The organism is Brachybacterium sp. SGAir0954, assembly GCF_005490785.1.
GTDB classification, from domain to species: domain Bacteria; phylum Actinomycetota; class Actinomycetes; order Actinomycetales; family Dermabacteraceae; genus Brachybacterium; species Brachybacterium rhamnosum.
The window spans coordinates 2,286,807-2,308,403 of record NZ_CP027295.1 but is presented as its reverse complement, the minus strand read 5'-3'; the positions used below and the strand labels follow the sequence as shown (position 1 = coordinate 2,308,403).

16 protein-coding genes are annotated in these 21,597 nt (G+C 74.4%); 5 read left to right on the top strand and 11 right to left on the bottom strand.

The window, feature by feature from the left end; translation table 11 throughout:
• Positions 1-7: 7 nt before the first annotated feature.
• A complete protein-coding gene (locus C1N80_RS10325; RefSeq protein WP_137770681.1) occupies positions 8-922 on the bottom strand; it encodes an alpha-E domain-containing protein in 915 nt (304 codons plus the stop codon).
• Complete coding sequence (locus tag C1N80_RS10320) at positions 912-2,609, bottom strand: circularly permuted type 2 ATP-grasp protein (protein ID WP_168198082.1); 1,698 nt, start codon at positions 2,607-2,609, stop codon at positions 912-914. Before C1N80_RS10320 ends, C1N80_RS10325 begins: the two co-directional genes overlap by 11 nt.
• Positions 2,610-2,710: 101 nt before the next feature.
• On the opposite strand from C1N80_RS10320, the gene C1N80_RS10315 reads away from it, so the two are divergent.
• Both C1N80_RS10315 and rpsT read left to right on the top strand, forming a co-directional pair.
• Positions 2,711-3,394, top strand: coding sequence for a type II toxin-antitoxin system PemK/MazF family toxin (locus tag C1N80_RS10315; RefSeq protein ID WP_137770679.1), 684 nt, complete (start codon positions 2,711-2,713; stop codon positions 3,392-3,394).
• Positions 3,395-3,720: 326 nt separating this feature from the next.
• A complete protein-coding gene (gene rpsT, locus C1N80_RS10310) occupies positions 3,721-3,987 on the top strand; it encodes a 30S ribosomal protein S20 (protein ID WP_137770678.1) in 267 nt (88 codons plus the stop codon).
• A 161-nt stretch (positions 3,988-4,148) separates the two neighbouring features.
• Here rpsT and holA read toward each other — a convergent pair whose 3' ends face one another.
• The 8 genes from holA to C1N80_RS10270 form a co-directional block, all read right to left on the bottom strand.
• Positions 4,149-5,135 carry a DNA polymerase III subunit delta gene (gene holA, locus C1N80_RS10305; RefSeq protein WP_137770677.1) on the bottom strand — a complete coding sequence of 329 codons (987 nt, stop codon included), beginning with the start codon at positions 5,133-5,135 and terminating at the stop codon, positions 4,149-4,151.
• A gap of 35 nt (positions 5,136-5,170) precedes the next feature.
• Positions 5,171-7,546 carry a ComEC/Rec2 family competence protein gene (locus tag C1N80_RS10300; protein WP_137770676.1) on the bottom strand — a complete coding sequence of 792 codons (2,376 nt, stop codon included), beginning with the start codon at positions 7,544-7,546 and terminating at the stop codon, positions 5,171-5,173.
• Entirely contained in the window at positions 7,546-8,496 is a 951-nt protein-coding gene (locus C1N80_RS10295) for a ComEA family DNA-binding protein (RefSeq protein ID WP_137770675.1), read from the bottom strand. The genes C1N80_RS10300 and C1N80_RS10295 overlap by 1 nt, the downstream gene beginning before the upstream one ends.
• Before the next feature lie 81 nt (positions 8,497-8,577).
• Entirely contained in the window at positions 8,578-9,285 is a 708-nt protein-coding gene (locus C1N80_RS10290; protein ID WP_137770674.1) for a vitamin K epoxide reductase family protein, read from the bottom strand.
• Positions 9,286-9,338: 53 nt separating this feature from the next.
• Complete coding sequence (locus C1N80_RS10285) at positions 9,339-10,334, bottom strand: NAD(P)-dependent oxidoreductase (protein WP_137770673.1); 996 nt, start codon at positions 10,332-10,334, stop codon at positions 9,339-9,341.
• Complete coding sequence (locus C1N80_RS10280) at positions 10,331-12,997, bottom strand: alpha/beta fold hydrolase (protein WP_240811096.1); 2,667 nt, start codon at positions 12,995-12,997, stop codon at positions 10,331-10,333. The genes C1N80_RS10285 and C1N80_RS10280 overlap by 4 nt, the downstream gene beginning before the upstream one ends.
• Complete coding sequence (locus tag C1N80_RS10275; RefSeq protein ID WP_137770671.1) at positions 12,994-14,025, bottom strand: 3-oxoacyl-ACP synthase III; 1,032 nt, start codon at positions 14,023-14,025, stop codon at positions 12,994-12,996. The genes C1N80_RS10280 and C1N80_RS10275 overlap by 4 nt, the downstream gene beginning before the upstream one ends.
• Positions 14,026-14,160: 135 nt before the next feature.
• Entirely contained in the window at positions 14,161-15,117 is a 957-nt protein-coding gene (locus C1N80_RS10270) for a sugar phosphate isomerase/epimerase (RefSeq protein ID WP_137770670.1), read from the bottom strand.
• A gap of 90 nt (positions 15,118-15,207) precedes the next feature.
• Between C1N80_RS10270 and eis the strand changes: the two genes are divergently transcribed.
• Together eis and C1N80_RS10260 are read left to right on the top strand one after the other, a co-directional pair.
• Positions 15,208-16,440: an enhanced intracellular survival protein Eis gene (gene eis, locus C1N80_RS10265; RefSeq protein ID WP_137770669.1), complete on the top strand. Its 1,233-nt coding sequence runs from the start codon at positions 15,208-15,210 to the stop codon at positions 16,438-16,440.
• Between the two features lie 58 nt (positions 16,441-16,498).
• Positions 16,499-17,125 (top strand): thymidine kinase, encoded by a 627-nt coding sequence (locus tag C1N80_RS10260; RefSeq protein WP_137770668.1) that lies wholly within the window; start codon positions 16,499-16,501, stop codon positions 17,123-17,125.
• Positions 17,126-17,252: 127 nt separating this feature from the next.
• Here C1N80_RS10260 and C1N80_RS10255 read toward each other — a convergent pair whose 3' ends face one another.
• Positions 17,253-17,624, bottom strand: a complete 372-nt coding sequence (locus C1N80_RS10255; protein ID WP_137770667.1) for a hypothetical protein — start codon at positions 17,622-17,624, stop codon at positions 17,253-17,255.
• Between the two features lie 241 nt (positions 17,625-17,865).
• On the opposite strand from C1N80_RS10255, the gene C1N80_RS10250 reads away from it, so the two are divergent.
• Positions 17,866-21,327: a bifunctional proline dehydrogenase/L-glutamate gamma-semialdehyde dehydrogenase gene (locus tag C1N80_RS10250; protein WP_240811095.1), complete on the top strand. Its 3,462-nt coding sequence runs from the start codon at positions 17,866-17,868 to the stop codon at positions 21,325-21,327.
• The last annotated feature ends 270 nt before the right edge of the window (positions 21,328-21,597 follow it).

Below are 21,597 nucleotides of genomic sequence, written 5' to 3'. Positions count from 1 at the left end.
GGTCCTCTCAGTGCGCCGGGTGGAAGTAGGTCGAGCCGAGCGTGCGGGTCACCGCACCGGTGACCTGCTGGAGCTGCTCCATCTCCGCATCGAAGTCCGAGGTGAGCTCCTCGAGCGAGCGGTAGCGCAGGCTCGCCACGGCCCGGCCGACGATCCGCCGGCCGGGATCCGCGGTGCCCAGGCGGTCCGGTCCCGCGCCGTGCATCCGCGCGAGCACCTCGAGCGCCTCGTCGATCTCGAGCAGGCAGTGCGCGGCGGACCGCGGGAAGATCGAGTCCAGGAGCAGGAAGGAGATCGCGGCGGAGGCGTCCACGCGACCCCGGTAGGAGCGGATGTAGGCCTCGTGGGCGCTGCAGGTGCGCAGCAGCAGCACCGTCGCCTGGTCCGAGGAGTCCTCGAGGTCATGGGCCTGGAGTATGCGCGCGCCCATGTCCACCCGCTCCACGAGCTGGCCGAGCCTCCAGAACAGCCACGCCTCGTCGCGGGTCATCGAGCCGTCGACGAGCCCGTTCACGACCGCGCAGCGGTCCTTCGCGTACTGGAAGACGCTGTGCATCCGCGCCGGGCGCACGCCGCGGGGCATGCCGAGCGTGGTCGTGTTCAGCGACTCCCAGACCTCGGTCGAGAGCACCTCGCGGGCGCCGCGGGCGTTCTCGCGGGCGGTCTGCAGGGAGCCCGCGATCGAGGACGGGTTCGACCGGTCGGTGACGAGGCGGTCGAGGACCTTCTGCACGGACTGCTCGGCACCCTCGGGCGCGGGGCTGCCGAAGATCTCGTGCACCGCGGCGCAGGCGGGGGCCACGTCCCCGCTGACGTCCTCGGTGATCGACTGCAGCCTCACGTCGAGCACGCGGGCCGTCTGGTCCGCCCGCTCCACGTAGCGGCCGATCCAGAACATGGCGTCGGCGATCCTACTGAGCATCGTGCGCCTCCTCGGTCGTGCGCCCGTCATCGGTCCGGTCCTCGTGCTCCTCGGCGAGGTCGTCGGCGTCGAGCATCGGGATGGCGGCGGTGATCGGCATCGGCTCGAGGGCCCGGTCGGGCTCGCGCTCGGCGGCGTCCGCGACGAAGGACTCGTCCACGCCGGTCTCGAGCGGGGCGTCGGCCGCGTCCTCCTCGACCACCCGCACCGTGCCGGCGGAGGTCGGGACCTCGACCCGGGAGGGCCTGGTCCCGGCGAGCACCCAGGTGTCCTTGGAGCCGCCGCCGCGGGAGGAGTTCACGATCATCTCCCCCTCCGGCAGGGCCACGCGGGTGAGGCCGCCGGGCAGCACCCACACGTCCTCGCCGCTGTTCAGGGCGAAGGGGCGGAGGTCCACGTGCCGGGGCCGCAGGCCGTCCTCGACGAGGGTCGGGATCGTGGAGAGCTGGACGACGGGCTGGGCGATCCAGCCGCGGGGATCGGCCTGCAGGCGACGCCGGAGCTCGTCGAGCTCGTCCCGCGACGCGGCCGGGCCGATGACGATGCCCTTGCCGCCGGAGCCGTCCACGGGCTTGACGACGAGCTCGGCGAGGCGGTCCAGCACCTCCTCGCGGGCCTCCGGCTCCTCGAGCCGCCAGGTGTCCACGTTGCGCAGGATCGGCTCCTCGTGGAGGTAGTAGCGCACGAGGTCCGGCACGTAGGTGTAGGTGAGCTTGTCGTCGGCGATGCCGTTGCCGATGCCGTTGGCGACGACCACGTTGCCGGCGAGGACGGCCCGCACGAGCCCGGGCACGCCGAGCATCGAGTCGGGGCGGAACACCTCGGGGTCGATGAAGTCGTCGTCGGTGCGCTTGTAGATGACGTCCACGCGGCGCAGGCCCGCGGTGGTGCGCATGTAGACGCGGTTGTTCCGCTCGACGAGGTCCGACGCCTCGACGAGCTCGACGCCCATGGTGCGGGCGAGCAGCGAGTGCTCGAAGTAGGCGCTGTTGTAGCGGCCGGGGGTGAGCACGACGACCGTCGGCTCGTCGCCGCCGACGTCCGGCGAGGCGGCGCGCAGGGCCGCGAGCAGCCGACCGGGGTACTCGCCGACGCTGCGCACGGGCCTGTGGGCGAAGAGCTCCGGGAAGGTCTGCACCATCGCGCGGCGGTTGGAGAGCACGTAGCTCACGCCGGAGGGGGTGCGGACGTTGTCCTCGAGCACCCGGAAGCCGCCCGATCCGTCCCGCACGAGGTCGATGCCGGCGATGTGCAGGCGCACCCCGTTGGGCGGGACGTAGCCGCGCATCGCGTCGACGATGTAGGTGGAGGAGTCCACGAGCTCCCGCGGGATCACGCCGTCCGCGACCGCGCGGGAGTCGGTGTAGAGGTCCTCGAGGAAGGCCTCGAGCGCGCGGACGCGCTGGGCGATGCCCTCGCTGACCTCGGCCCACTCCTCCGCGGCGATCAGCCGCGGGATCGCGTCGATCGGGAAGGGACGCTCCTCCCCCGCGTAGTCGAAGGTGACGCCCTGGTCCAGGTAGGAGCGGGCGAGGGATTCCGAGCGCGATCGGAACTCCTCCTCACCCAGCTGCACGAGCGCGTCGTGGAGCGGTGCGTAGGTGGGACGGAGCCCGCCGTCCGCGGCGAACATCTCGTCGCCGTCGGTCCCGGGCCCGGTGCCGTCGAAGAGGGAGCGGTCGGACATGGCTACCATTCAACACCGTCTCCCGTCGGGGACCGTGCCCCGCCCTCGGGCGTGACCCGCTCGAGACCCGGCGTCCGTGCCCGTCCCCAGGAAGGTCCCCCATGCCCTTCGGCTCCCGACTGTCCTCCGTGCTGCGCTCCGTCCTCCGCTCCCCGGCCGCGAGGCGCGCGGCCCGTGACCTCGGCCGCTCGGCGATCGACGCCCTCCAGGACTCCCGCCGCGGCGGCGGCTCGGGCGGGGATACCGGGAGCACCGGGCGGTCCTCGACCACCACCCGGCGCGAGGGCGGAGAGTCCGCCGACGGTCGCGCCGGCAGCGGTGCCGGTGGGAACGCCGACGTGCTCGCGGACCGCAGCACCTCCTCGCCGGTGACGATGACCTACGCCCCGCACCCCGACGACGTGCCCGACCCCGGCGAGGTCGTCTGGGCCTGGGTGCACTACGAGGAGTCCCTCGAGCAGGGCAAGGACCGGCCGGTGCTCGTCATCGCCCTCGAGGACGCGGCCGACGGCGGCGCGGACGGCTCGGGCCCCACCCTCGTGGCGCTCATGCTCACCTCGAAGGACCGCGTGGGCTCCGGCGACACGTCCCGGGACGAGCACGGCAACCTATGGGTGGACGTGGGCACCGGCGACTGGGACTCCCAGGGCCGCGCCTCCGAGGTGCGGGCGGATCGCCTGCTGCGGATCGCCCCCGCAGCGGTGCGGCGGGCCGACGGCCGCCTGCCCGCCGAGGCCTTCGAGCGGGTCGCCGCCGCGGTGCGCTCGGCCCACGGCTGGGGCTGACCCCGGGCCGCCGACGCCCTCCGGACCTGCTGTTCCGCGGGAGCGGGCGGGCGCGGATGGGATGCAGGACACGCCGCGTGCATCGTGACCGGGGCGTTCGCCCTCTGCTAATGTCTCTCCTTGTATGTGTGACATACCGCGAGGTGTGCGCATCTCGGCGACCCGCCGTGTCAGGGTCCGCCGGTCGGTGCGACCTGAGCGAGTACCCGTGGCAGCGACCCGGGTCCGACGTCTCCCGGCGAATCCCCACCGCCCGTCCCCGTCGGATCCGATCCTCAGCCGCTGCGGACGACCCATCACAGCAGCAGCACAAGAGAAGAGTCTTCGTGGCAAACATCAAGTCCCAGATCAAGCGGATCGGCACCAACGAGAAGGCGCGCCTGCGCAACCGTGCGGTCAAGTCCGAGCTCAAGACCTACACCCGCAAGGTCCGCACCGCGGTGACCTCCGGTGACGCCGAGGCGGCGGGCGAGGCGCTGAAGCTCGCCTCCCGCAAGCTCGACAAGGCCGTCTCCAAGGGCGTCATCCACAAGAACCAGGCCGCGAACCGCAAGTCCGGTCTCGCGAAGCTCGTCGCCGGCGTCTCCGCCTGATCGCTGATCTCCTGATCATCTGATCGGCGGGCCCCCGGGTCCAGCAGCCACGGAGCCTCGTGCACCTCGGTGCACGGGGCTCCGTGCTGTCCGGGGCCCTTCGCCCGGCAATCCGAGAGGTCAAGGATCCGGGAGGTGACGACTGCCCGGCGGCGCGTCGTTCAGCGGGACCGGCGGGCCCGGCAGATCTCCATCACCATGCGCTGGACGGACCAGCGGGGATCCCGGCCGGCGCCCTTGACCTCGTGATCGGCGCGCGCGACGGCCTCGATCGCGCGGGCCAGGGAGCGGTCGTTCCAGGCGCGGGCCTCCCGGGAGAGGTTCCGGATCATCCAGTCCGGCATGCCGAGGGTCCGCGCGCTCGCCCCGGGTGAGGTGATCTTCGCGAGCTGGCGCATCTTCATCGCGACCGCCGCGACGATCGGCACCGGGTCCGCCCCGGCGAGCTGCGCCTGGGCGAGGAGCTGGAGGGCCTCCTGCTCGCGGCCGGCGATGGCGGCGTCCGCGACGGCGAAGGCGGTGGACTCGACGCGTCCCGCCGTGAGGGCGTGGACGTCCTGCGCGGTGATCGGTGCGGGCTGCTCCCCCGGCTCGGGGGTGGTGTCCTCGATGAGCTGGCGGCTGATCGCGGCGAGCTCGGCGAGATCGGTGCCGAAGGCGTCGACGAGGGCGGTGATCGCCTCGGGCTGCGCGCGACGGTCGGCGCGCGCGAACTCCGCGGCGATGAAGGCCTGCTTGTCCGCGGGGCGCTTGACGGGGCTCGCGTCCACGCGCGGGACGCCGGCCTTCTTGAGCGCGTCCAGGAGCTTCTTGCCGCGGTTGCCGCCGCGGTGGACGAGCACGAGGGAGACGTCCTCCTCGGGGCGGGGCAGGTAGTCGAGGAGCTCGAGGATCAGTGCCTCGGGCGCGGCCTGCAGCTCGGGGACGACCACGAACCGCGGCTCGCCGAAGAGCGAGGGGCTCGCGACCTGGGTGAGGGCGCCGGCGGTGAGCGCCTCCCCCGAGAGGTCGTGGATCGCCACGCCCGGGTCCTGCTCGCGCGCGAGGCCTCGCAGCCGCTGGACGGCGCGGTCGGCGATCAGCGTCTCGGTGCCCTGGATCAGCACGATCGGGGCGGGCGTGACGCTGTGCCACTCGACGTCGCTCACAGTGCTCCTTCTCATCGACGGGGACCGGATCGATCCTAGCGGCCGGGACCGACGCTCCGCGGCGCGAGGGGGTCCTCTGCGGGAAGCACCACGGTCCCGTGGAGGTCGGTGCGGGCGACGTCGGCGCCTCCGCCCGCGAGCATGTCGAGGGTCCGGGTCGTGGGGTGGCCGAAGGTGTTCTCCTTCCCCACCGTGACCAGCGCGAGCTCCGGGTCGAGCTGCGCGTACAGCTCCTCGTCCTGGTATCGCGAGCCGTGATGGGCGACCTTGACGATGTCGGCCCGCCCGGGCGAGAGCGCCGCGAGCTCGGCCTGGGCGGCGGGCTCGAGGTCCCCGAGCGCCACGAGCCGCGTGCCGCCGCCGTCGGCCGCGTCGGTGCCGAGGCGGGCGTCGACGGCGAGCGAGCAGTCGTTCTCCGCTCCCTCCTCCCCGCCGTCCTCCCGCGCGGCGGCGTCCTCCGCGGCCTCCGCGCTCGGCGGCCACAGGACGCTCAGCGCCAGGCCCTCCTGCTCCCATGCCGTTCCGGTGATCGCCCCGGTCACCGGCACGCCGGGGACGATCGCGGAGCGCGCGGAGGGCAGCGGGCAGATCCACTGCTGCGCGGGCGCCCGGTCCCCGGTGAGCGCGGCGAGACCGCCCACGTGATCGGCATGGGGGTGGGTGAGGACGAGCAGGTCCAGTCGATCCACCTGGAGCCGGTCCAGGCACTCCTTGAGCGCGCTCGAGTCCGGCCCGGTGTCCACGAGCACGGTCACCGGGTCGGCGCCCGTGCCCCGCAGCAGCAGCGCATCGCCCTGGCCGACGGCGCAGGCGGCGACCACCCAGGAGGGGGCGCGCTGCCCCGGCAGCCAGCGCGCCGCCCCCGGAGCGAGGACGACCACGAGCACCGCGGCGACGACCCAGCGCGTGAGCGGATGCCGCCGCATCGCGACCGCGACGGCGAGGCCGATGATCACGGCGATCGCGCCGAGCACCCCGGGCGCGCCCTCGGGGACCGCGATCCTCGATCCGGGCAGGGCATCCGCGGTGCGCGCCACGAGCAGCACGAGATGCGCGCCGCCTGCGGCGAGCGTGCTCAGCGCGCTGCCGGCCGGCGGCCAGAGCATGCCGACCAGGAGCGCGAGCAGGCCGATCACGGTGCTGGGCCCGACGAGCGGCCCGACCACCATGTTGACGGGGACCGCCCAGATCGAGATCTCGGGGGCGAGCAGGATCAGCACGGGGGTGCAGGCGAGCTGGGCGACGAGGGGCACAGCGAGGACGAGCGCCGCCGTGCGGCCCACGCGGCCGCCGCTCATTCCCGAGATCGCCGCGGCCAGCGGCGGTGAGGCGAGCAGGATCGCGGCCGTGGCGAGGGCCGAGAGCAGGAAGCCGATGGAGGCGGCGGTCACGGGGTCCAGCACGGACCACAGGGCCACGGTCATCGCGAGCGCGGCGACCGGGGAGGCGCGCACCCCGGCGAAGCGGGCCGCGAGCAGCGGGGCGGCCATCGTCGCGGCGCGCTGCACGCTGGGCTCGTCCCCCACGAGCCACACGTAGGAGGCCATCGCGAGGGCCGCGAGCGCGATCCGGCGCCGGCGGCGCACGCCGAGCAGCAGCAGCGGGCCGAGCACGGCCGCGATCACGAGGGCGATGTTCGCCCCGGAGACGGCGACGAGGTGCGAGATGCCGGCGCGACGCATGATCTCCTCGCTCGTCTCGGAGAGACCGCGGGTGTCGCCGGTGGTCATCCCGCGCACGAGCGCGGCCTCGTCCGGCGGGAGATGGGCCGTCGCACGGCGGTTCTGCTCCCGCAGGGCGTGGCGGGCGTCCTCGAAGGCGCCGCGCACGCCGCCGGCCGGCACGACGCGGACCTCGCGGGCGCGGAGCACGACCAGTCCGCCGTCCGCCCGGACGGTGCCGCGCACGGCGATCACGCTCCCGTCCCTCGCGCCGCGCAGCTGCTCGGCCGGCTCCGTGCCCTGCGCCCGCACCAGGAGCGGGACGGAGGCCGGGAGGAGCTCCTGCTCCGTGCGGAGGCGCACGGGACCCCTCACCGTGCGTGCCATCGCCCCGACGCCCTCACGGGCCCAGACGGGACCGGTGCTCGGGGCCTCCGGATCCGCGCCGAGGCGCACCTCCAGCTCGACCACGAGACCTCGCGCCGCGGCGTCCTCGAGCAGCTCCGTCGCGGTCTCGGCGCGGTGAAGGGCGGGGAGCAGGAGCGCGGCGGCGAGCACCCCGAGCCCCAGGTGGGCGAGGAGGCGGTGCGCGAGGCTCCGGCCGCGCCACCAGAGCACGGCGGCGAGGACCAGGGCGGTGAGCAGGGCGCCGCCGCCGATCGCCGCGGCGGTGCCCGCACTCATGCCGAGCACCGCGAGGGCCCAGGCGGCGGTCGCCGCGGGCAGCAGGCGCAGGTCACCGCGGCGCATCAGACGGTCGCCCGCGGCCGGATCTCCTCGAGGGTCGCCGGGCCGATCCCGGAGACCTCCTCGAGCTGGTCGACGGAGGTGAAGGGGCCATTGGCCTCGCGGTGCTCGACGATGCGCTGCGCGATCGCGGGCCCCACCCCGGGCAGCGCGTCGAGCTCCTCGACGCTCGCGGTGTTGAGGTCGACCGTGCCTCCCTCTCCCCCGCCCGCACCGGCGTCGCCACCGCTCGCACCGCCGGTGCCTCCCGCGCCGCCGCCTGCGGCCTCTGCACCTCCTCCAGCGGGGATCTCCTCCCCGGGCGCGGGCACGTGGATCTGCTCGCCGTCGGTGAGGGGGCGTGCGAGGTTCACGGCCGCGAGATCGGCATCGTCGGTGGCGCCGCCGGCGGCCTCGAGGGCATCGGCGACGCGGGATCCGGCGGGCAGCTCGACGACGCCCGGGCTGGCCACCTGCCCGGAGACGTGCACGACCACGGGAGCGCCGTCCGCCGGCTCTCCCCCGCCCGACGCCGGCGCCGCCTCCTCCGTCGCGACCGGCGCGGAGGACGCCGGGCCCGCCGGGGATGCTCCACCGGAGGCCGAGGCACCGGCGTCGTCCTCCCCGCTGGAGGCCGTGCCGCTCGCGGCGATCGCGACGGTGCCCTCGCCCTCGGTGAGCGGGACTGCGGACCCGGAGGTGGAGAGGTGGACGACGCCGACGGCGAGCAGCACGAGCACACCGATCCCGAGCAGCGAGGCGGCCGAGGGCGCGGGGAGGCCGCGGCGCGGGGGTCGCAGCGGCTCGTGGTGGATCTCCTCGACGAGCGGCTCCGGGCCCGTCCGGCCCCGGCGACCTCCCCGGCCGCCGTCCCTGTGCCCTCCACGGCCGCCGGCCGTCTGCCCTCCCCGGCCGCCCACCCGGTGCCGTCCCGGTCGTGGGGCGATGTCCCGACTCCTGCTGCGTGCTCCCATGCCCCGAACCGTAGGGACCGGCAGGGGGACGCACGACGCCCCGCCGTCCGGTGGGGACGACGGGGCGGTGGGGAGGAACGATCAGGCGATGCCGAAGGTCGCGAGCCACTGGTTCCAGAAGGCCACGGCGATCACGAGCACCACGAGGACGTACCAGGCGATCGTCAGCAGCACCCAGCGCCGCAGCACGGCGGCGAGCGGTGCCGGGACGCGCAGGTCCCCGGACTCGACGGTGTGCGCGAAGGTCGCGAAGAACATCGGCGCCGTCACCGTCCACACGACCATGCACCAGGGGCACAGCGCTCGGATCACGAAGATCGCGGAGACGGCGAGGAAGTGCACGAAGGCGAAGGCGAAGGTCATCCCGCCGAGGCGCGCCCACCGGAACCACCTCGGCAGCGCCGCCCCGGAGAGCATGAGCGCACCGATCGCCCCCATGATCGCGAAGCCGCCCAGGCCGATCGCCATGTTGGGGATGCCGAGCGCGCTCGCCTGCCAGGTCATCATGACCGTGCCGCAGGAGATGAACGGGTTGATGTCGCAGCCGAGGCTCGCGCCGGGGTTCTCGAGCAGGAAGATCTTGTCCATGAACAGCGCGAGCGCGGCGATCCAGCCCGCGAGGCCGCCCACGAGCAGCACGGCGCCGACGGTCCGGGAGCCCGCCCGGGGACGGGCGGCGCGCTCCGCCGCGAGCTCGGCGTCGATCTCGGCGAGCAGCGCGGCGTCCTGATCGGACGCACCGCTCCCGCTGTCCCGGTGACGGTCGCCCTCGGCAGGGGTCGGAGTCATGGCGGTTCTCCCTCGGTCTCGAGCTCGGGCTCGGTGTCGGTCCTGCAGCAGTCTCAGGCGGTGACGGGGTGCTCGCGGAACCAGGCGGCGAGGCGGTCGAAGCCCTCGTCCACGCTCACCGCGGGGGTCCAGGCGAGGCGCTCCTGCGTGGCCCGCTGGTCGAACCAGTGCGCGGTGGACATCTGCTCGGCGAGGAACTCGGTCATCGGCGGCTCGTCCTCCCCCGGTCGCACCGCCCAGACCGCCTCGACGAGACGACCGGCGAGACGGCCCACGGCGCCGGGGACGCGGAGCGTCGGCCGCGGCACCCCCGCCGCGTCGCAGAAGCCGCCGAACACGTCGCGCACGGTGCGCGGCTCGCCGTTGGTGACGACGAAGCTCTCGCCGTGGACGTCCTCGACGCGGTCCAGGGCCGCGACGATCGCGTCGGCCGCGTTGTCGACGTAGGTCGTGTCGATGAGCGCCATGCCGTCGTCCAGCAGCGGGAGCCGGCCGGCGGCGGCCCGCTGGACGATGCGGCCCACGAGCTGCGTGTCGCCGGGGCCCCACACGATATGGGGGCGCACCGAGGTGACGAGCAGGCCGTCGTGGCCGTCCGCGGCCATGGCGAGCTGCTCCGCGGCGGCCTTGGTGCGCGCGTAGGGGCCGCGGGCGTGCGCGGGATCCGCCGGGGTCGCCCCGAGGCCCACGATCGCGGTGCCGAGGTGGGCGACGGACGGCGAGGAGACGTTGACCAGGGCGCCGCCGCCGCGCTCGCGCAGGGCGTCCACGACGTTCCCGGTGCCGCCGATGTTGATCGCGCGGTACTCCTCCTCCGGTCCGGAGATGGAGACCTTCGCGGCGAGGTGCACGACCGCGTCGACGCCGTCCACGGCGCGCCGGACGTCCTCCGCGCTCGTGAGCGAGCCCTGCACGTCGGCGACGCCGGGGATGCCGGCGGGTCGCCGCTGGAAGGCGCGGACCGAGTCGCCGCGGTCCCGCAGCCGCTCGGCGACGGCGCCGCCGAGCATGCCCGAGGCGCCGGTGACGAGGACGCTGCGGGCGCTCACAGGGCGTCCGCGCGCTCGCCGCGGAGCGTCTGCTCCGCCCAGCGGGACAGTGCGGCCCGGTCGATCTTCGAGTTGTGGCGGATGTCCGTGGGCAGCGAGCGCGTCGTGAACACGGCGACGACGCCCACCCCGGCGGCCTCGCGGACGCCGCGGCGCACCGCCTCCTGGAGCGCGGGCGACGCCGGACGCGGCCGGGTCGCACGCCCGGGACGGTGGTCGTCCTCCGTCTCGAGCACGACCACCACCTGCTGGGTGCCGCGGGGGCCGACGACCGCGGCGCCGGCCCGGCGCACGGTCGGGACGGCCTCGGCGGCCTCCTCGATCCGGACCGGGGTGAACAGGCCCTCGGCGGTCGCGAGCACATGGGTGGTGCGCCCCTCGACCCAGAGCCGGCCGTCCTCGTCGAGGTGACCGGCGTCGCCGGTGGCGTACCAGCCCTCGAAGCGCCGGGAGGTGCGTGTCGTGCCCCAGAGCATGAGGTAGCGGTCCCGCACGTGCGGGGCCCGGACGAGGATCTCGCCGGTCACGCCCGGCTCCTGGGTGATCTCGGCGGTGGTCCTGCCCTCGGCGTCCAGCGGCGCGAGGGCCACCTCGACGCGCGGGACGGGGGTGCCGACGCACACACCGGAGCCCTCGCCGGCCGCCTCGATCCCCTCGAGGGAGATCGCGGTGACGGCCAGGCACTCGGTCATGCCGTACGGCGTGAGCGCGCTCGCGGCCGGCATGAGGTCCTTCAGCCGGCGCAGCAGGTGCGCGGGGATCGGGGCGCCGGCGGAGAAGAAGCTCGGCACCCGGGCGAGGGCCGCGCGGCCGCGGTCGTCGAGCGACGCGGCGGTGTCGAGGATGTTGCGCAGCGCCGCGGGGGCGGTGAACACGGCGGGCGAGCCGAGGGCGTCGACCGCGTCGGCGAGGGCCTGCGCGGTGAGCTCTCCGGGCCGGGTGACGTCCATGTCGGGGACGACGCTCGGCGCGCCGAGCGCCGGGCCGAGCAGCGCGAAGGGCGCGAAGCCGGCGACCAGGCCGCGGGACGGGTCCAGCCGGAGCGTGTCGCCGACGGCCGCGAACATGGCGCCGAGCTGGGCGTGCGTGTACACCGCGCCCTTGGCGGGACCGGTCGAGCCGGAGGTGAAGAGCACGGCGGCGTCGGCGCCCGGCGCGGGGTGCGGGGCGTCGAGCGGGGCGCCGAGGTCCCGCATGCGGGCGCCCTCCGCGGCGAGCTGCGCGATCGAGGTGTCGACCCCGAGGGCACGGCGGTCGACCGTCGGCAGCTGCTCGACGCTGATCCGGCGACCCGGCCAGCCGAGCGCGCGGGCGCCGACCAGCGCCTTCGGGATGCCGATGATCCAGTCCGGGTGCGAGCCGATCACGGCGCGCGTGAGGCCGTCGACGCCGAGTCCGGCGTCGGCGATGACGGCGACCGCGCCGATGCGCAGGCACGCGTAGAGCACGACCGTGAGATCCGCGCCGGGGGTGATGAGCACGCTGACCCGGTCCCCGGGGCGCACCCCGTGGGCGAGCAGGCCGCAGGCGACGTCCTCGACGCGGCGGTGCAGCAGCGACCAGGAGATCTCGCGGCCGGCGCTGCCGTGCCCCACGATCTCGACGACGGCCGGCCCGTGGGCGTGCGCGGGATCCGCAGCGAGGCGGGCGATCGGCGCGCCGACGGGCTCCGCGGGCGCCTGCTCGGCGTAGGTGGAGACCGCGGCCGGCGCCGGCGCGGGCGGTGCGGACGCGTCCTCGCCGAAGGTGTCCGCGAGCCAGGTGGCGACGAGACCGGCGACGTCGGCGTCCTCCCACACGAGGTGCGAGGCGCCCTCGAAGCGGTGCACGGCGGCGTGCGGGACCCGCGCGATGAGATCGCGCAGGTAGCGGTCGGAGAAGGTGATGTCCTTCGGGCCCCAGGCGAACAGGGTGGGCACCTGCATCTCGCGGATGCCCTCGGCGAGCCGCTCGAGCGTGGCGCGGGAGGGGTGGTCCTCCGCGGCGGGGATGTCCGCGACGAAGGTCTCGATGCCGCGGCGACGCGAGCGCCCCCGGTAGGGCGCGAGGTACGCGTCCTGGACCTCGCGCGGGAGCGCGGGCTTGGACAGGGCGAGCGTCGTGCGCAGGAAGGCGTCGGTGATCGACGTCGTCGCGGGGAGCACCGCGGGGGTCGTCGCGAGCTGCAGCGCCCTGGGCAGCTGCTCGCCGATCCGCTGGTGGATGCCCGTGTTCGTGAGGACCATGCCGACCACGTCGTGGCGGTTGTCCAGCGCCCATCCCACCGAGACGATGCCGCCCCAGTCGTGGCCCACGGTGACGACAGGGCCGCGCAGGTCCAGGGCATCGGTGAGCAGGGAGAGGTCCGTGATGCGGTCCTGCAGGCGACGGGTGGTGCCCGTGCGCTCGGACCAGCCCATCTCGAGCTGGTCCACGGCGATCACGCGCCACGGGATGTCCTCCCGCACGAGCGAGCGGTAGAGGAAGGAGTACGTGGGGTTGCCGTGCACCGCGAGCAGCGTGCCCCGCGGGGTGACGCCGCGCTCAGCGAGCAGCGGGGCGGAGTCCAGGAGGTGCCAGCGGCGCTCCTCCCCTGCGTGGTCGCGCACCTCGAGGGTGCGCTGGATGCGCGGGTCGACGCCGGGCAGGGCGGGGGGCTCGGGCTGCGGGCGGCGGGTGCTCACCACTCGACCTCCATCATCGCGGTGTTGAGTCCGGAGCCCACGCCGAGCAGCAGCACGCGCTCGCCCCGGGCGATGTTCTCCTGGTGGTGGGCGAGGGTCATCGGCACGGCCTCTGCGGCGATGTTGCCCCAGTCCGGGAAGGTCACGGGGATGCGGTCCATCGAGACGCCGGTGATCTTCGAGAAGTTGCGGGTGTACACCATCGAGACCTGGTGCGGGATGATGTGCTCGATCGAGCGGAAGTCGTGGCCCGCGTCGTTCGCGTCCTTCCAGGTGTCCAGGATCAGCGAGATCCCGTTCTCGAGGAGGCCCGCGGAGTCGGTGCGCATGTCGTGCATGTCGCCGATGCAGAGCTCGTGGTGCTGGGTGCCGGCCCGGGCCTGCGTGACCTTCAGCCGGTGGCCCTCGGGGTGCTCGTCCGCCGGGCCGATGACGGCGGCGGCGGCGCCCGAGCCGAGGGTCAGCGAGGCGAACTGGTTGTTGAAGTCGTCGCGCACGGCGGTCTTCGAGTTCAGGCGCTCGATCGTGCCGCGCTGGGCGCGCTCGACGTCCTCCGCGCCGACGATCAGCGCGTAGCGGACCTGCCCCGAGTCGATGAGGCCCGCGGCCATGGTCATCGCGTTGACGAAGCCGAGGCACGCGTTGGTGATGTCGAAGTTCATGGCGCTCGTGGGCAGGCCCAGCGAGTGGTGGACCGTCGTCGCGACCGCGGGCTCGAGGTGCTGGCGGGAGACCGAGGCGTTGATGATGAGGTCGACCTGGTCGCGCATGATGCCGGCCTTGGCCATCGCGCGCTCGGCGGCGAGCACGACGCCCTGCTTCCAGCCGTTCTCGCGGTCACGCCACCAGCGGCGCTCGTAGACGCCCGCGACGCGCTGGAGCACGCCCTTGGGCAGGCGCAGCCGCTTGCGCGCCGGGGCGAGCATCTCGTCGATCTCGTCGGACGTGACGGTGACCTGCGGGAGGCTCATCTCCACGGCGAGCAGCGCCGCGTTCCTGTGCACGAATCCCGTGTTCGCATTCCCCATGTACGTGCGCTACCTCGTCTGTCGTCGTCGGACTCGGCGCCGGACCCCCGCTGGATGCACGGGTGGATCGGGCGCAGATGGCCCCTATCCTCCCACCGGCACCTGGCAGTGGGCCGTGGGGTGTCGGATCCCACGTCAGGGAGCGGTGGTCTCCCCCGGCTCGTCGAGGTGGTGGCCCAGGTGGTGACGTGCGAAGGAGAGGCACTGGCGGAGGATCCGCTCGCGGCCCTCGGCCCCGCCCGCCCCACGGGTGTTGACCTCGAGCAGCACGGAGCCGCCCCAGCCCGTGTTCGCGAGCCGTCGCAGCACCTCGGCGCAGGGCTGGTTGCCCTCCCCCGGCGGCAGGTGCTCGTCCTTCGTGGTGGAGCCGGAGCCGTCCGCGAGGTGGAGGTGGGTGAGCCGGTCGCCGAGGCGGTCGATCATCGCCAGGGCGTCGTCCCCCGCGGTCGCGGCGTGCGAGAGGTCCACCGTGACGTGCTCGTAGTCCTCGTCCGTGGGGTCGTGGTCGGGGAGGTAGGTGAGCACCTCGCGCACCCCGAGCCGCCACGGGTACATGTTCTCCACGGCGATCGCGACGCCGTAGCGCTCCTCGAGCTCGGCGACGCCGTCGACGAAGCCGTGGGCGTACTTCCCCTGCCAGCGGAACGGCGGGTGCGCGACGACCGTGGGGACCTCGAGGTCGACGGCCATCTGCACCGTGCGCTCGATCTTCACCCACGGGTCCCGGCCCCACAGGCCCTGCAGGAAGAACAGGGTGGGCGCATGGAGGGACATGATCGGCTGCTCGTAGAGGCGCGAGTAGCCGCGCAGCTCGGCGACGTCCTGGCTGTCCTTGGGGTAGGAGACCATCACCTCGACGCCGTCGTACCCGATGAGCTGGCCGAGCCGGAAGGCCTCCTCGACCCCGGAGGGGAAGACGCACGAGGTCGACAGGCCCACGGGGATCCGGCGCGCGGGATCCTGGTCGCTGCGCGGGTCACCGGCGGAGAGCCGACGGTGCAGGGCCTCGCGTCCCGAGCGGTGCGCGGTGCTCGGGCGGGTGATGGGCTTGCGGGGCGCGGGGCGCGACCCCTGCTCGCTGCGCTGGTTCACGGGACCTCCTCCTGGCCGGGCACGAGCGCGGCCGCGACAAGTATGCAACGGCTCCCCTGGGCGCAGCGGGAGCCCACCTAGACTCGCACCATGCCCGTTCGAGAGCTCACGACCTCCGACGCCGCCGCCTACCGCCGTCTCAGCGCGCTCGCCTTCGGCGGGAGCGCCGGGGAGGACCCGGGCAGGCCCTTCTCCCCCGGGCTCATCCCGCTGGGCATCGACTCGACGTCCCTGCCCGGCGGCGCCGAGGGCGTGCTCGCCGCGGGCGCGCAGATCCGCGAGGACCGCGTGACCCTCGCCGGCGGCACGGTCGCCTGCGGCGGGATCGGTGGGGTCGCCGTCCACCCGGCGCATCGGGCGGGAGGCCTTTTCCGGGAGCTCATGACCGCGGTGCTCGCGCGCTGCACGCATGAGGGCATGGCCTTCTCGATGCTCTACCCGGCGAACGTCGCGATCTACCGGGCCCTCGGCTATCAGGTCGTCACCGAGGTGGGGTTCCTGCGCGTGCCCCTGCTGGACCTCCAGCGGCTGCGCCCGGTCCCGGACCGTCGCACGGTGCCCGTCACCGCCGGGTCCTTCGAGCGGGTGCGTGCCCTGTACCGGGAGCTCACCGCCGGGGACAACGGCATGCTCACGCGGGAGGGGCCGCTGTTCGGGACCGAGCTCCCCGCCGAGCCCTGGCACGCGCTTCTGCTCGAGGACGGGGCGGGCACCGCCCACGGCTACGTCTCCTTCACCCGCACGGGTGGGGATGACGGCGTGGGGCTCGAGGTGCATGAGCTGCTGGGTCGCAGCCGCGAGGACCGTCGCGAGCTGCTGCGCTCGCTCGGCACCTGGTCCACGGTCACCGAGACGCTGCGGCTGCGCCTCCGCGTGGAGGACCCGGTGCTCGACGCCCTCCCCGGGGGCCGCGCCCGCCACGACCCGCAGGTGATGCCGCTGGTCATGGTGCGCGTGACGGACACGGCCGCCGCGCTCACCGCGCGGCCCGCCCCGGCGGGGCTGCAGGGCGCGCTGCGCCTCGAGGTGGACGATGCCGCGCTGCCTGCGGGCACGACGGCCGCGGCCGGTGCGTGGCGCGTGGAGATCGCGGACGGCGCCGTGCGACCGGTCCCGCTCCCGGACTCCGGTGCGACCGACGGCGCGCAGGACCTCCCCGCGGTGCGCCTGGACGTCCATGCGGCGTCGCTCCTGCTGATCGGCGGCCGCTCCCTGGCCGACGCCGAGCGGCTGGGCCTCGGCGTGCAGGCGGACCCGGCGGCCCGTACCCTGCTCGATGCGCTGCTCGCCGGGCCCCGGCCCGCGGTCATGGACCAGTTCTGAGCGCCGCCCCCTCACGGAGCCCCTTTCCGACACCCCGACACCGGAGCGACCACCCCGCATGGCGAAGCTGCACTTCAAGTACGGAGCGATGAACTCCGGGAAGTCCGACACCCTCATCAAGACCGCCTACAACTACGACGAGCGCGGCCTCGCCACGATCACCGTGAAGCCCGCGCTCGACACCAAGGGCGAGGACTGGGTGGTCGCGCGCGGCGGCGCGAAGCGCCGGGTCGACGTCCTCGCCACCCCCGGCGAGGACCTGCGCCGGCACATCCTCGACGCGGCGGACGCCCTGGACCGTCGGCCGCTGCACGCCGTCCTCGTCGACGAGTCGCAGTTCCTCGAGCCCGCGCAGATCGACCAGCTGCTGCGCCTCGCGAAGGCGGAGTCGATCTCGGTGATCTGCTACGGGCTGCGCACCGACTTCCGCACCGCCGCGTTCCCCGGTGCCCAGCGGCTGCTCGAGCTCGCCGACAACGTCGAGAAGCTGCCGACCATGTGCCGCTGCGGCTCCCAGGCCGAGTTCAACACCCGCACCGTGGACGGCCGCTTCGTCTTCGAGGGCGAGCAGGTCGCCATCGACGAGGGCGCCGACGGCGCGACCGGGGCGGTCACCTACGTGTCGCTGTGCGGGCCCTGCTTCATGGAGGAGCAGGAGCGGGCCGGGGTGCACGTCCTGGGCTGAGCGCTCCGCACCGTCGAGCGGGACGACGGCAGCAGATGGCCCCCGTCCCTCAGGGACGGGGGCCATCTGCTCACCGCTGCGAGGAGCGAGGACGCTCAGGGCCGCACCACCTCGCGAGCACGTGCGATCAGGAGCTCAGCGGACGGTCCTCGCCGACCTCGGCGTCGCCGCCGGCGGCCGCGGTGGAGTCCTCGGCGACGGTGGCGTCGGCCGCGTCGTCGGAGGAGCCGGAGACCTTCTCCTTCGCGGCGCTCGCGGCACCGGAGACGGCGCCGCTCGCGGCCGAGGCCACCTCGGGCGCCTTGGCCTTGACGGTCTCCGCGGCGTCGTGCGCGACCTTGCCCGCGGCCTCCTTGGCCTGACCGGCCCGGCGCTGCACCTCGGGATCCCCGGCGACCTGCTTCGCGGTGCGCTCGAGGGACTCGTAGGGACCGCGGCCCAGGCGGGAGCCGACCACCACGCCGATCGCGAGACCGGCCAGGAACACGAACTTCTTCACGATGATCTCCTTCGTCGGACGGCACGCCGGATGCGACGTGGGACACGTCGAGCATGCCGGAATCCGGTCACCGTGTCACGTTCCGACCAACGCGGACCCGTCGCCGACCGGTCGGTCGCGCAGGGCAGCAGGATCGTCGATGCGGTCCTGCCCGAGGCCCTACGATGCAAGAGGCGGGGCAGCGTCGCCCCGCGGCCCACCACCCCCGCCGGGGATCCGGCGACCCAAGGAGCAGTGCACGTTGTCCTCGTCCTCCCCTCAGCGCGAGACCCCCCGTCCCACCAGCCTCACCCCGCAGGAGGTCACCGCCCAGGTCAGGGCCTGGGTCTCCGAGGCCGCGACACGGCCCGTGCCTTCCTCCTCGCAGCTCCTCACGGGGCTGCTGCGGGACCCGAAGGGCCTGGACTTCACGCTCGCCTTCGTGGACCGCGTGATCCGCCCCGAGGATCCCCGCGCCGCCGCCGTGGAGCTGCGGCGTCTCGCCCAGGACCCGCCGCGCTTCCTGCCCGCGCCGCTGCGGCGCGTGCTCGGCCTCGGCGGCGCGGCCTCGCGGCTCGCTCCGCAGCTCGTCGTCCCCACCGCACAGCGGGTCATGCGCCAGATGGTCTCCCATCTCATCCTCGACGCCCGGCCCGCCCCGCTCACCGCCTCGATCGCCCGTCTCACCGCGGACGGCACGACGCTGAACATCAACCTCCTCGGCGAGGCCGTGCTCGGCGCCCAGGAGGCCGCGCGCCGGCTCGCCGGGGTGCACGAGCTCGTCGCCCGCCCCGACGTGGACTACGTGTCCATCAAGGTCTCCTCGATCGTCGACCACCTGCCCCTGTGGGCCGCCGCGGAGACCGTCGACCACATCGTCGAGACGTTGCTCCCGCTGTACCTCGAGTCCGCCCGCTCCGAGCACCCCACCTTCCTCAACATGGACATGGAGGAGTACCGCGACCTCGAGCTGACCCTGCAGGTCTTCGAGAAGCTGCTGGACCGGCCCGAGCTCGCCCACCTCCCCGCCGGGATCGTCCTCCAGGCCTACCTGCCGGACGCTCCGCGCGCCATGGAGCGGCTGCGCGTCTTCGCCCGCCGCCGGGTCGCCGCCGGGGGCGAGCCGATCAAGGTGCGCCTGGTCAAGGGCGCCAACCTCGCCATGGAGAAGGTCGAGGCGTCCCTCCACGGCTGGCAGCAGGCGCCCCTGCTCACCAAGGAGGAGACCGACGCCCAGTACGTGCGGATGCTGCTGGACTGCCTGCGCCCCGAGGAGCTCGCGGCGGTGCGGCTCGGCGTCGCCGGCCACAACCTCTTCGACATCGCGCTGGCCCACCTGCTCATGACCGAGCGCGGCATCCCCGGCGGCGGCGAGGGCGGCGTCGAGTTCGAGATGCTCGCGGGCATGGCCCCCGGCCACCAGGCCGTCGTCGGCGAGGCGGTGGGCAGCATGCGGCTGTACGTCCCCGTCGTCCACCCCCAGCACTTCGACGTCGCCGTCTCCTACCTCGTGCGCCGGCTCGAGGAGAACGCCGCCCCCGAGAACTTCATGTCCGCCCTCTTCGAGCTGGACCGCTCCGAGGAGCTGTACGCGCGCGAGGAGGAGCGCTTCTCCCGCTCGCTCGAGCGGGCGCTGCGCGAGGTCTCCGTCGACTCCCACCGCACCCAGGACCGCCGCGAGGAGCCGCTCGACGGCGGCCCCGAGCTGGGCGACCCCGCCCTGCCCACGGTGCCGGGACGCTTCCGCAACACCCCCGACACCGACGTCTCCGTGCGCGCCAATCACCTGTGGGCCGGCCAGATCACCCACCGGATCCGCTGCTCGACCCTGGGGACCGACGAGGCCGAGGCGGCGCGCGTGGACACCCTCGAGGGCGTGGACGCGGCGATCACCGCGGCGCTCGAGGCGCAGCGGTCCTGGGCCGCCCTCGGCACCGAGAAGCGGGCGCTGCTGCTGCGGCGCGTCGCCCGCGTGCTCGCCGCCCACCGCGCCGAGCTGCTCGAGGTGATGGCCTCGGAGACCGGCAAGACCCTCGCCCAGGGCGACGCAGAGGTGAGCGAGGCGATCGACTTCGCCCTCTACTACGCCGAGCAGGCGGAGCGCCTCGAGCGCCACGGCGAGCTGTCCCTCGCCCCGCGCCCGCTGACCCTCGTCACACCGCCCTGGAACTTCCCGCTCGCGATCCCGACCGGCGGCACCCTCGCCGCCCTCGTCACCGGCAGCGCCGTGATCATGAAGCCCGCCCCGCAGGCACGGCGCACCGGCGCCCTGATCGCGGCGCTGCTCCACCAGGCCGGGATCCCCGAGCACGTGCTCACCCTGATCGACGTCCCGGAGGACGAGGTGGGCCGCGCGCTCATCACGGATCCCCGGATCGACCAGCTGATCCTCACCGGCGCCTACGACACGGCGAGCCTGTTCTCCTCGTGGCGCCCGTCGCTCCGGGTGCTCGCGGAGACGAGCGGCAAGAACGCGATCATCGTGACGCCGCAGGCGGATCTCGATCTCGCCGCGAAGGACGTCGCCGACTCCGCCTTCGGACACGCGGGCCAGAAGTGCTCCGCGGCGAGCCTCGTGATCACCGTCGGCTCCGTCTCCCGCTCGCGGCGCTTCAACGCGCAGCTCGCCGACGCCGTGCTCTCCCTGCACGTGGGCGAGCCGCTCGACCCCACCGTGCAGATGGGACCGATCATCGAGCCGCCCGGCGAGAAGCTGCTCTCCGGCCTCACCGAGCTCGGCGAGGGCGAGTCCTGGCTCGCGGAACCCCGGCAGCTGGACGACTCCGGCCGGCTCTGGTCCCCGGGCGTGCGCGTCGGCGTCCGGGAGGGCTCCGCCTTCCACCTCACGGAGTACTTCGGCCCCGTGCTGGGCGTCATCCACGCCGACACCCTCGAGGACGCCGTCCGCATCCAGAACGGCACCGACTACGGCCTCACCGCGGGCCTGCACTCCCTGGACCCCGCGGAGATCGCCTGGTGGACCGAGCACGTCGAGGCCGGGAACCTCTACATCAACCGCGGCATCACGGGCGCGATCGTGCAGCGCCAGCCCTTCGGCGGGTGGAAGCGCTCGGCGATCGGCCAGACCTCGAAGGCCGGTGGCCCGCACTACCTCGTCCATCTCCAGGACCTCGCCGACTCCCCCGCCGTGCCCTCGCGGGAGCAGGACCCGGCGGCCTGGCTCGAGGCGGCGAAGGCCTCGGACCGCGATCACCTCGCCGGGCTGCTCGCCCCGCGGGACGTGCAGGACCTCCACGGGGAGATCAACGTGCTGCGCCACCTGCCGCTGCCGGTGCTCGTGCGCGGAGCCGCGGGGACGAGCGCGGCGGAGCTCGAGCGGGTGCTGCACGCGGCCGCGACGGCGGGCGCCCCGGTCGAGGTCTCCCTCGCGGACCCGGCGCTCCTCGCGGTCGCCGTCGCCGCCGGGCAGGAGCCCGGGGCGGTGCGCGTCGAGGACGCGGCCGCGTTCGCGGGCCGGATCGCCATGCTGGATCAGCACCGGGTGCGGGTCATCGGCGAGGTCGACGACGCGCTGCGCGCGGCGCACGCCGAGCGGGTCGAGGTGGGCCTGTTCACCGGCCCCGTGCTCGCGAGCGGCCGCGTCGAGCTGCTGCCCTTCCTGCGCGAGCAGGCGATCAGCGCGACGGCCCACCGCTACGGCAACCCGCTGCCGCATCCGCTGGACCTCACGGGCGGCCGGGGCTGGGAGCGCGGCGAGCTGTAGGCCCGCCTCCCCCGGTGGGGCGGCGCCGGGGTGCACGGTCCCTCCGGGGAGCCGGATCCCCGGTTCCCGGGACGTGGCGGGAGGACGCGGGTAGGGTTCCGGGACCTGTCCTCGGTCGCACATCGAGGTGCCACCACGTCCCTGCAGGTCCCCCTCCGCCCCACGGCGCTCCCCCTGTCCACCGACGCCGCCGGACGAGCTCCCGGCCCGGCCCGGCGCCCGCTCCTGCTCGCCGCGGCGGCGGGCGCCGTCGCGGCGCCCGTCCTCGGC

Bases quoted from the DNA above. Each gene is read 5' to 3' on its own strand.
- C1N80_RS10325 (WP_137770681.1), bottom strand. From the start codon at position 922: ATGCTCAGTAGGATCGCCGACGCCATGTTCTGGATCGGCCGCTACGTG.
- C1N80_RS10320 (WP_168198082.1), bottom strand. From the start codon at position 2,609: ATGTCCGACCGCTCCCTCTTCGACGGCACCGGGCCCGGGACCGACGGC.
- C1N80_RS10315 (WP_137770679.1), top strand. From the start codon at position 2,711: ATGCCCTTCGGCTCCCGACTGTCCTCCGTGCTGCGCTCCGTCCTCCGC.
- C1N80_RS10300 (WP_137770676.1), bottom strand. From the start codon at position 7,546: ATGCGCCGCGGTGACCTGCGCCTGCTGCCCGCGGCGACCGCCGCCTGG.
- C1N80_RS10295 (WP_137770675.1), bottom strand. From the start codon at position 8,496: ATGGGAGCACGCAGCAGGAGTCGGGACATCGCCCCACGACCGGGACGG.
- C1N80_RS10290 (WP_137770674.1), bottom strand. From the start codon at position 9,285: ATGACTCCGACCCCTGCCGAGGGCGACCGTCACCGGGACAGCGGGAGC.
- C1N80_RS10275 (WP_137770671.1), bottom strand. From the start codon at position 14,025: ATGGGGAATGCGAACACGGGATTCGTGCACAGGAACGCGGCGCTGCTC.
- eis (WP_137770669.1), top strand. From the start codon at position 15,208: ATGCCCGTTCGAGAGCTCACGACCTCCGACGCCGCCGCCTACCGCCGT.
- C1N80_RS10260 (WP_137770668.1), top strand. From the start codon at position 16,499: ATGGCGAAGCTGCACTTCAAGTACGGAGCGATGAACTCCGGGAAGTCC.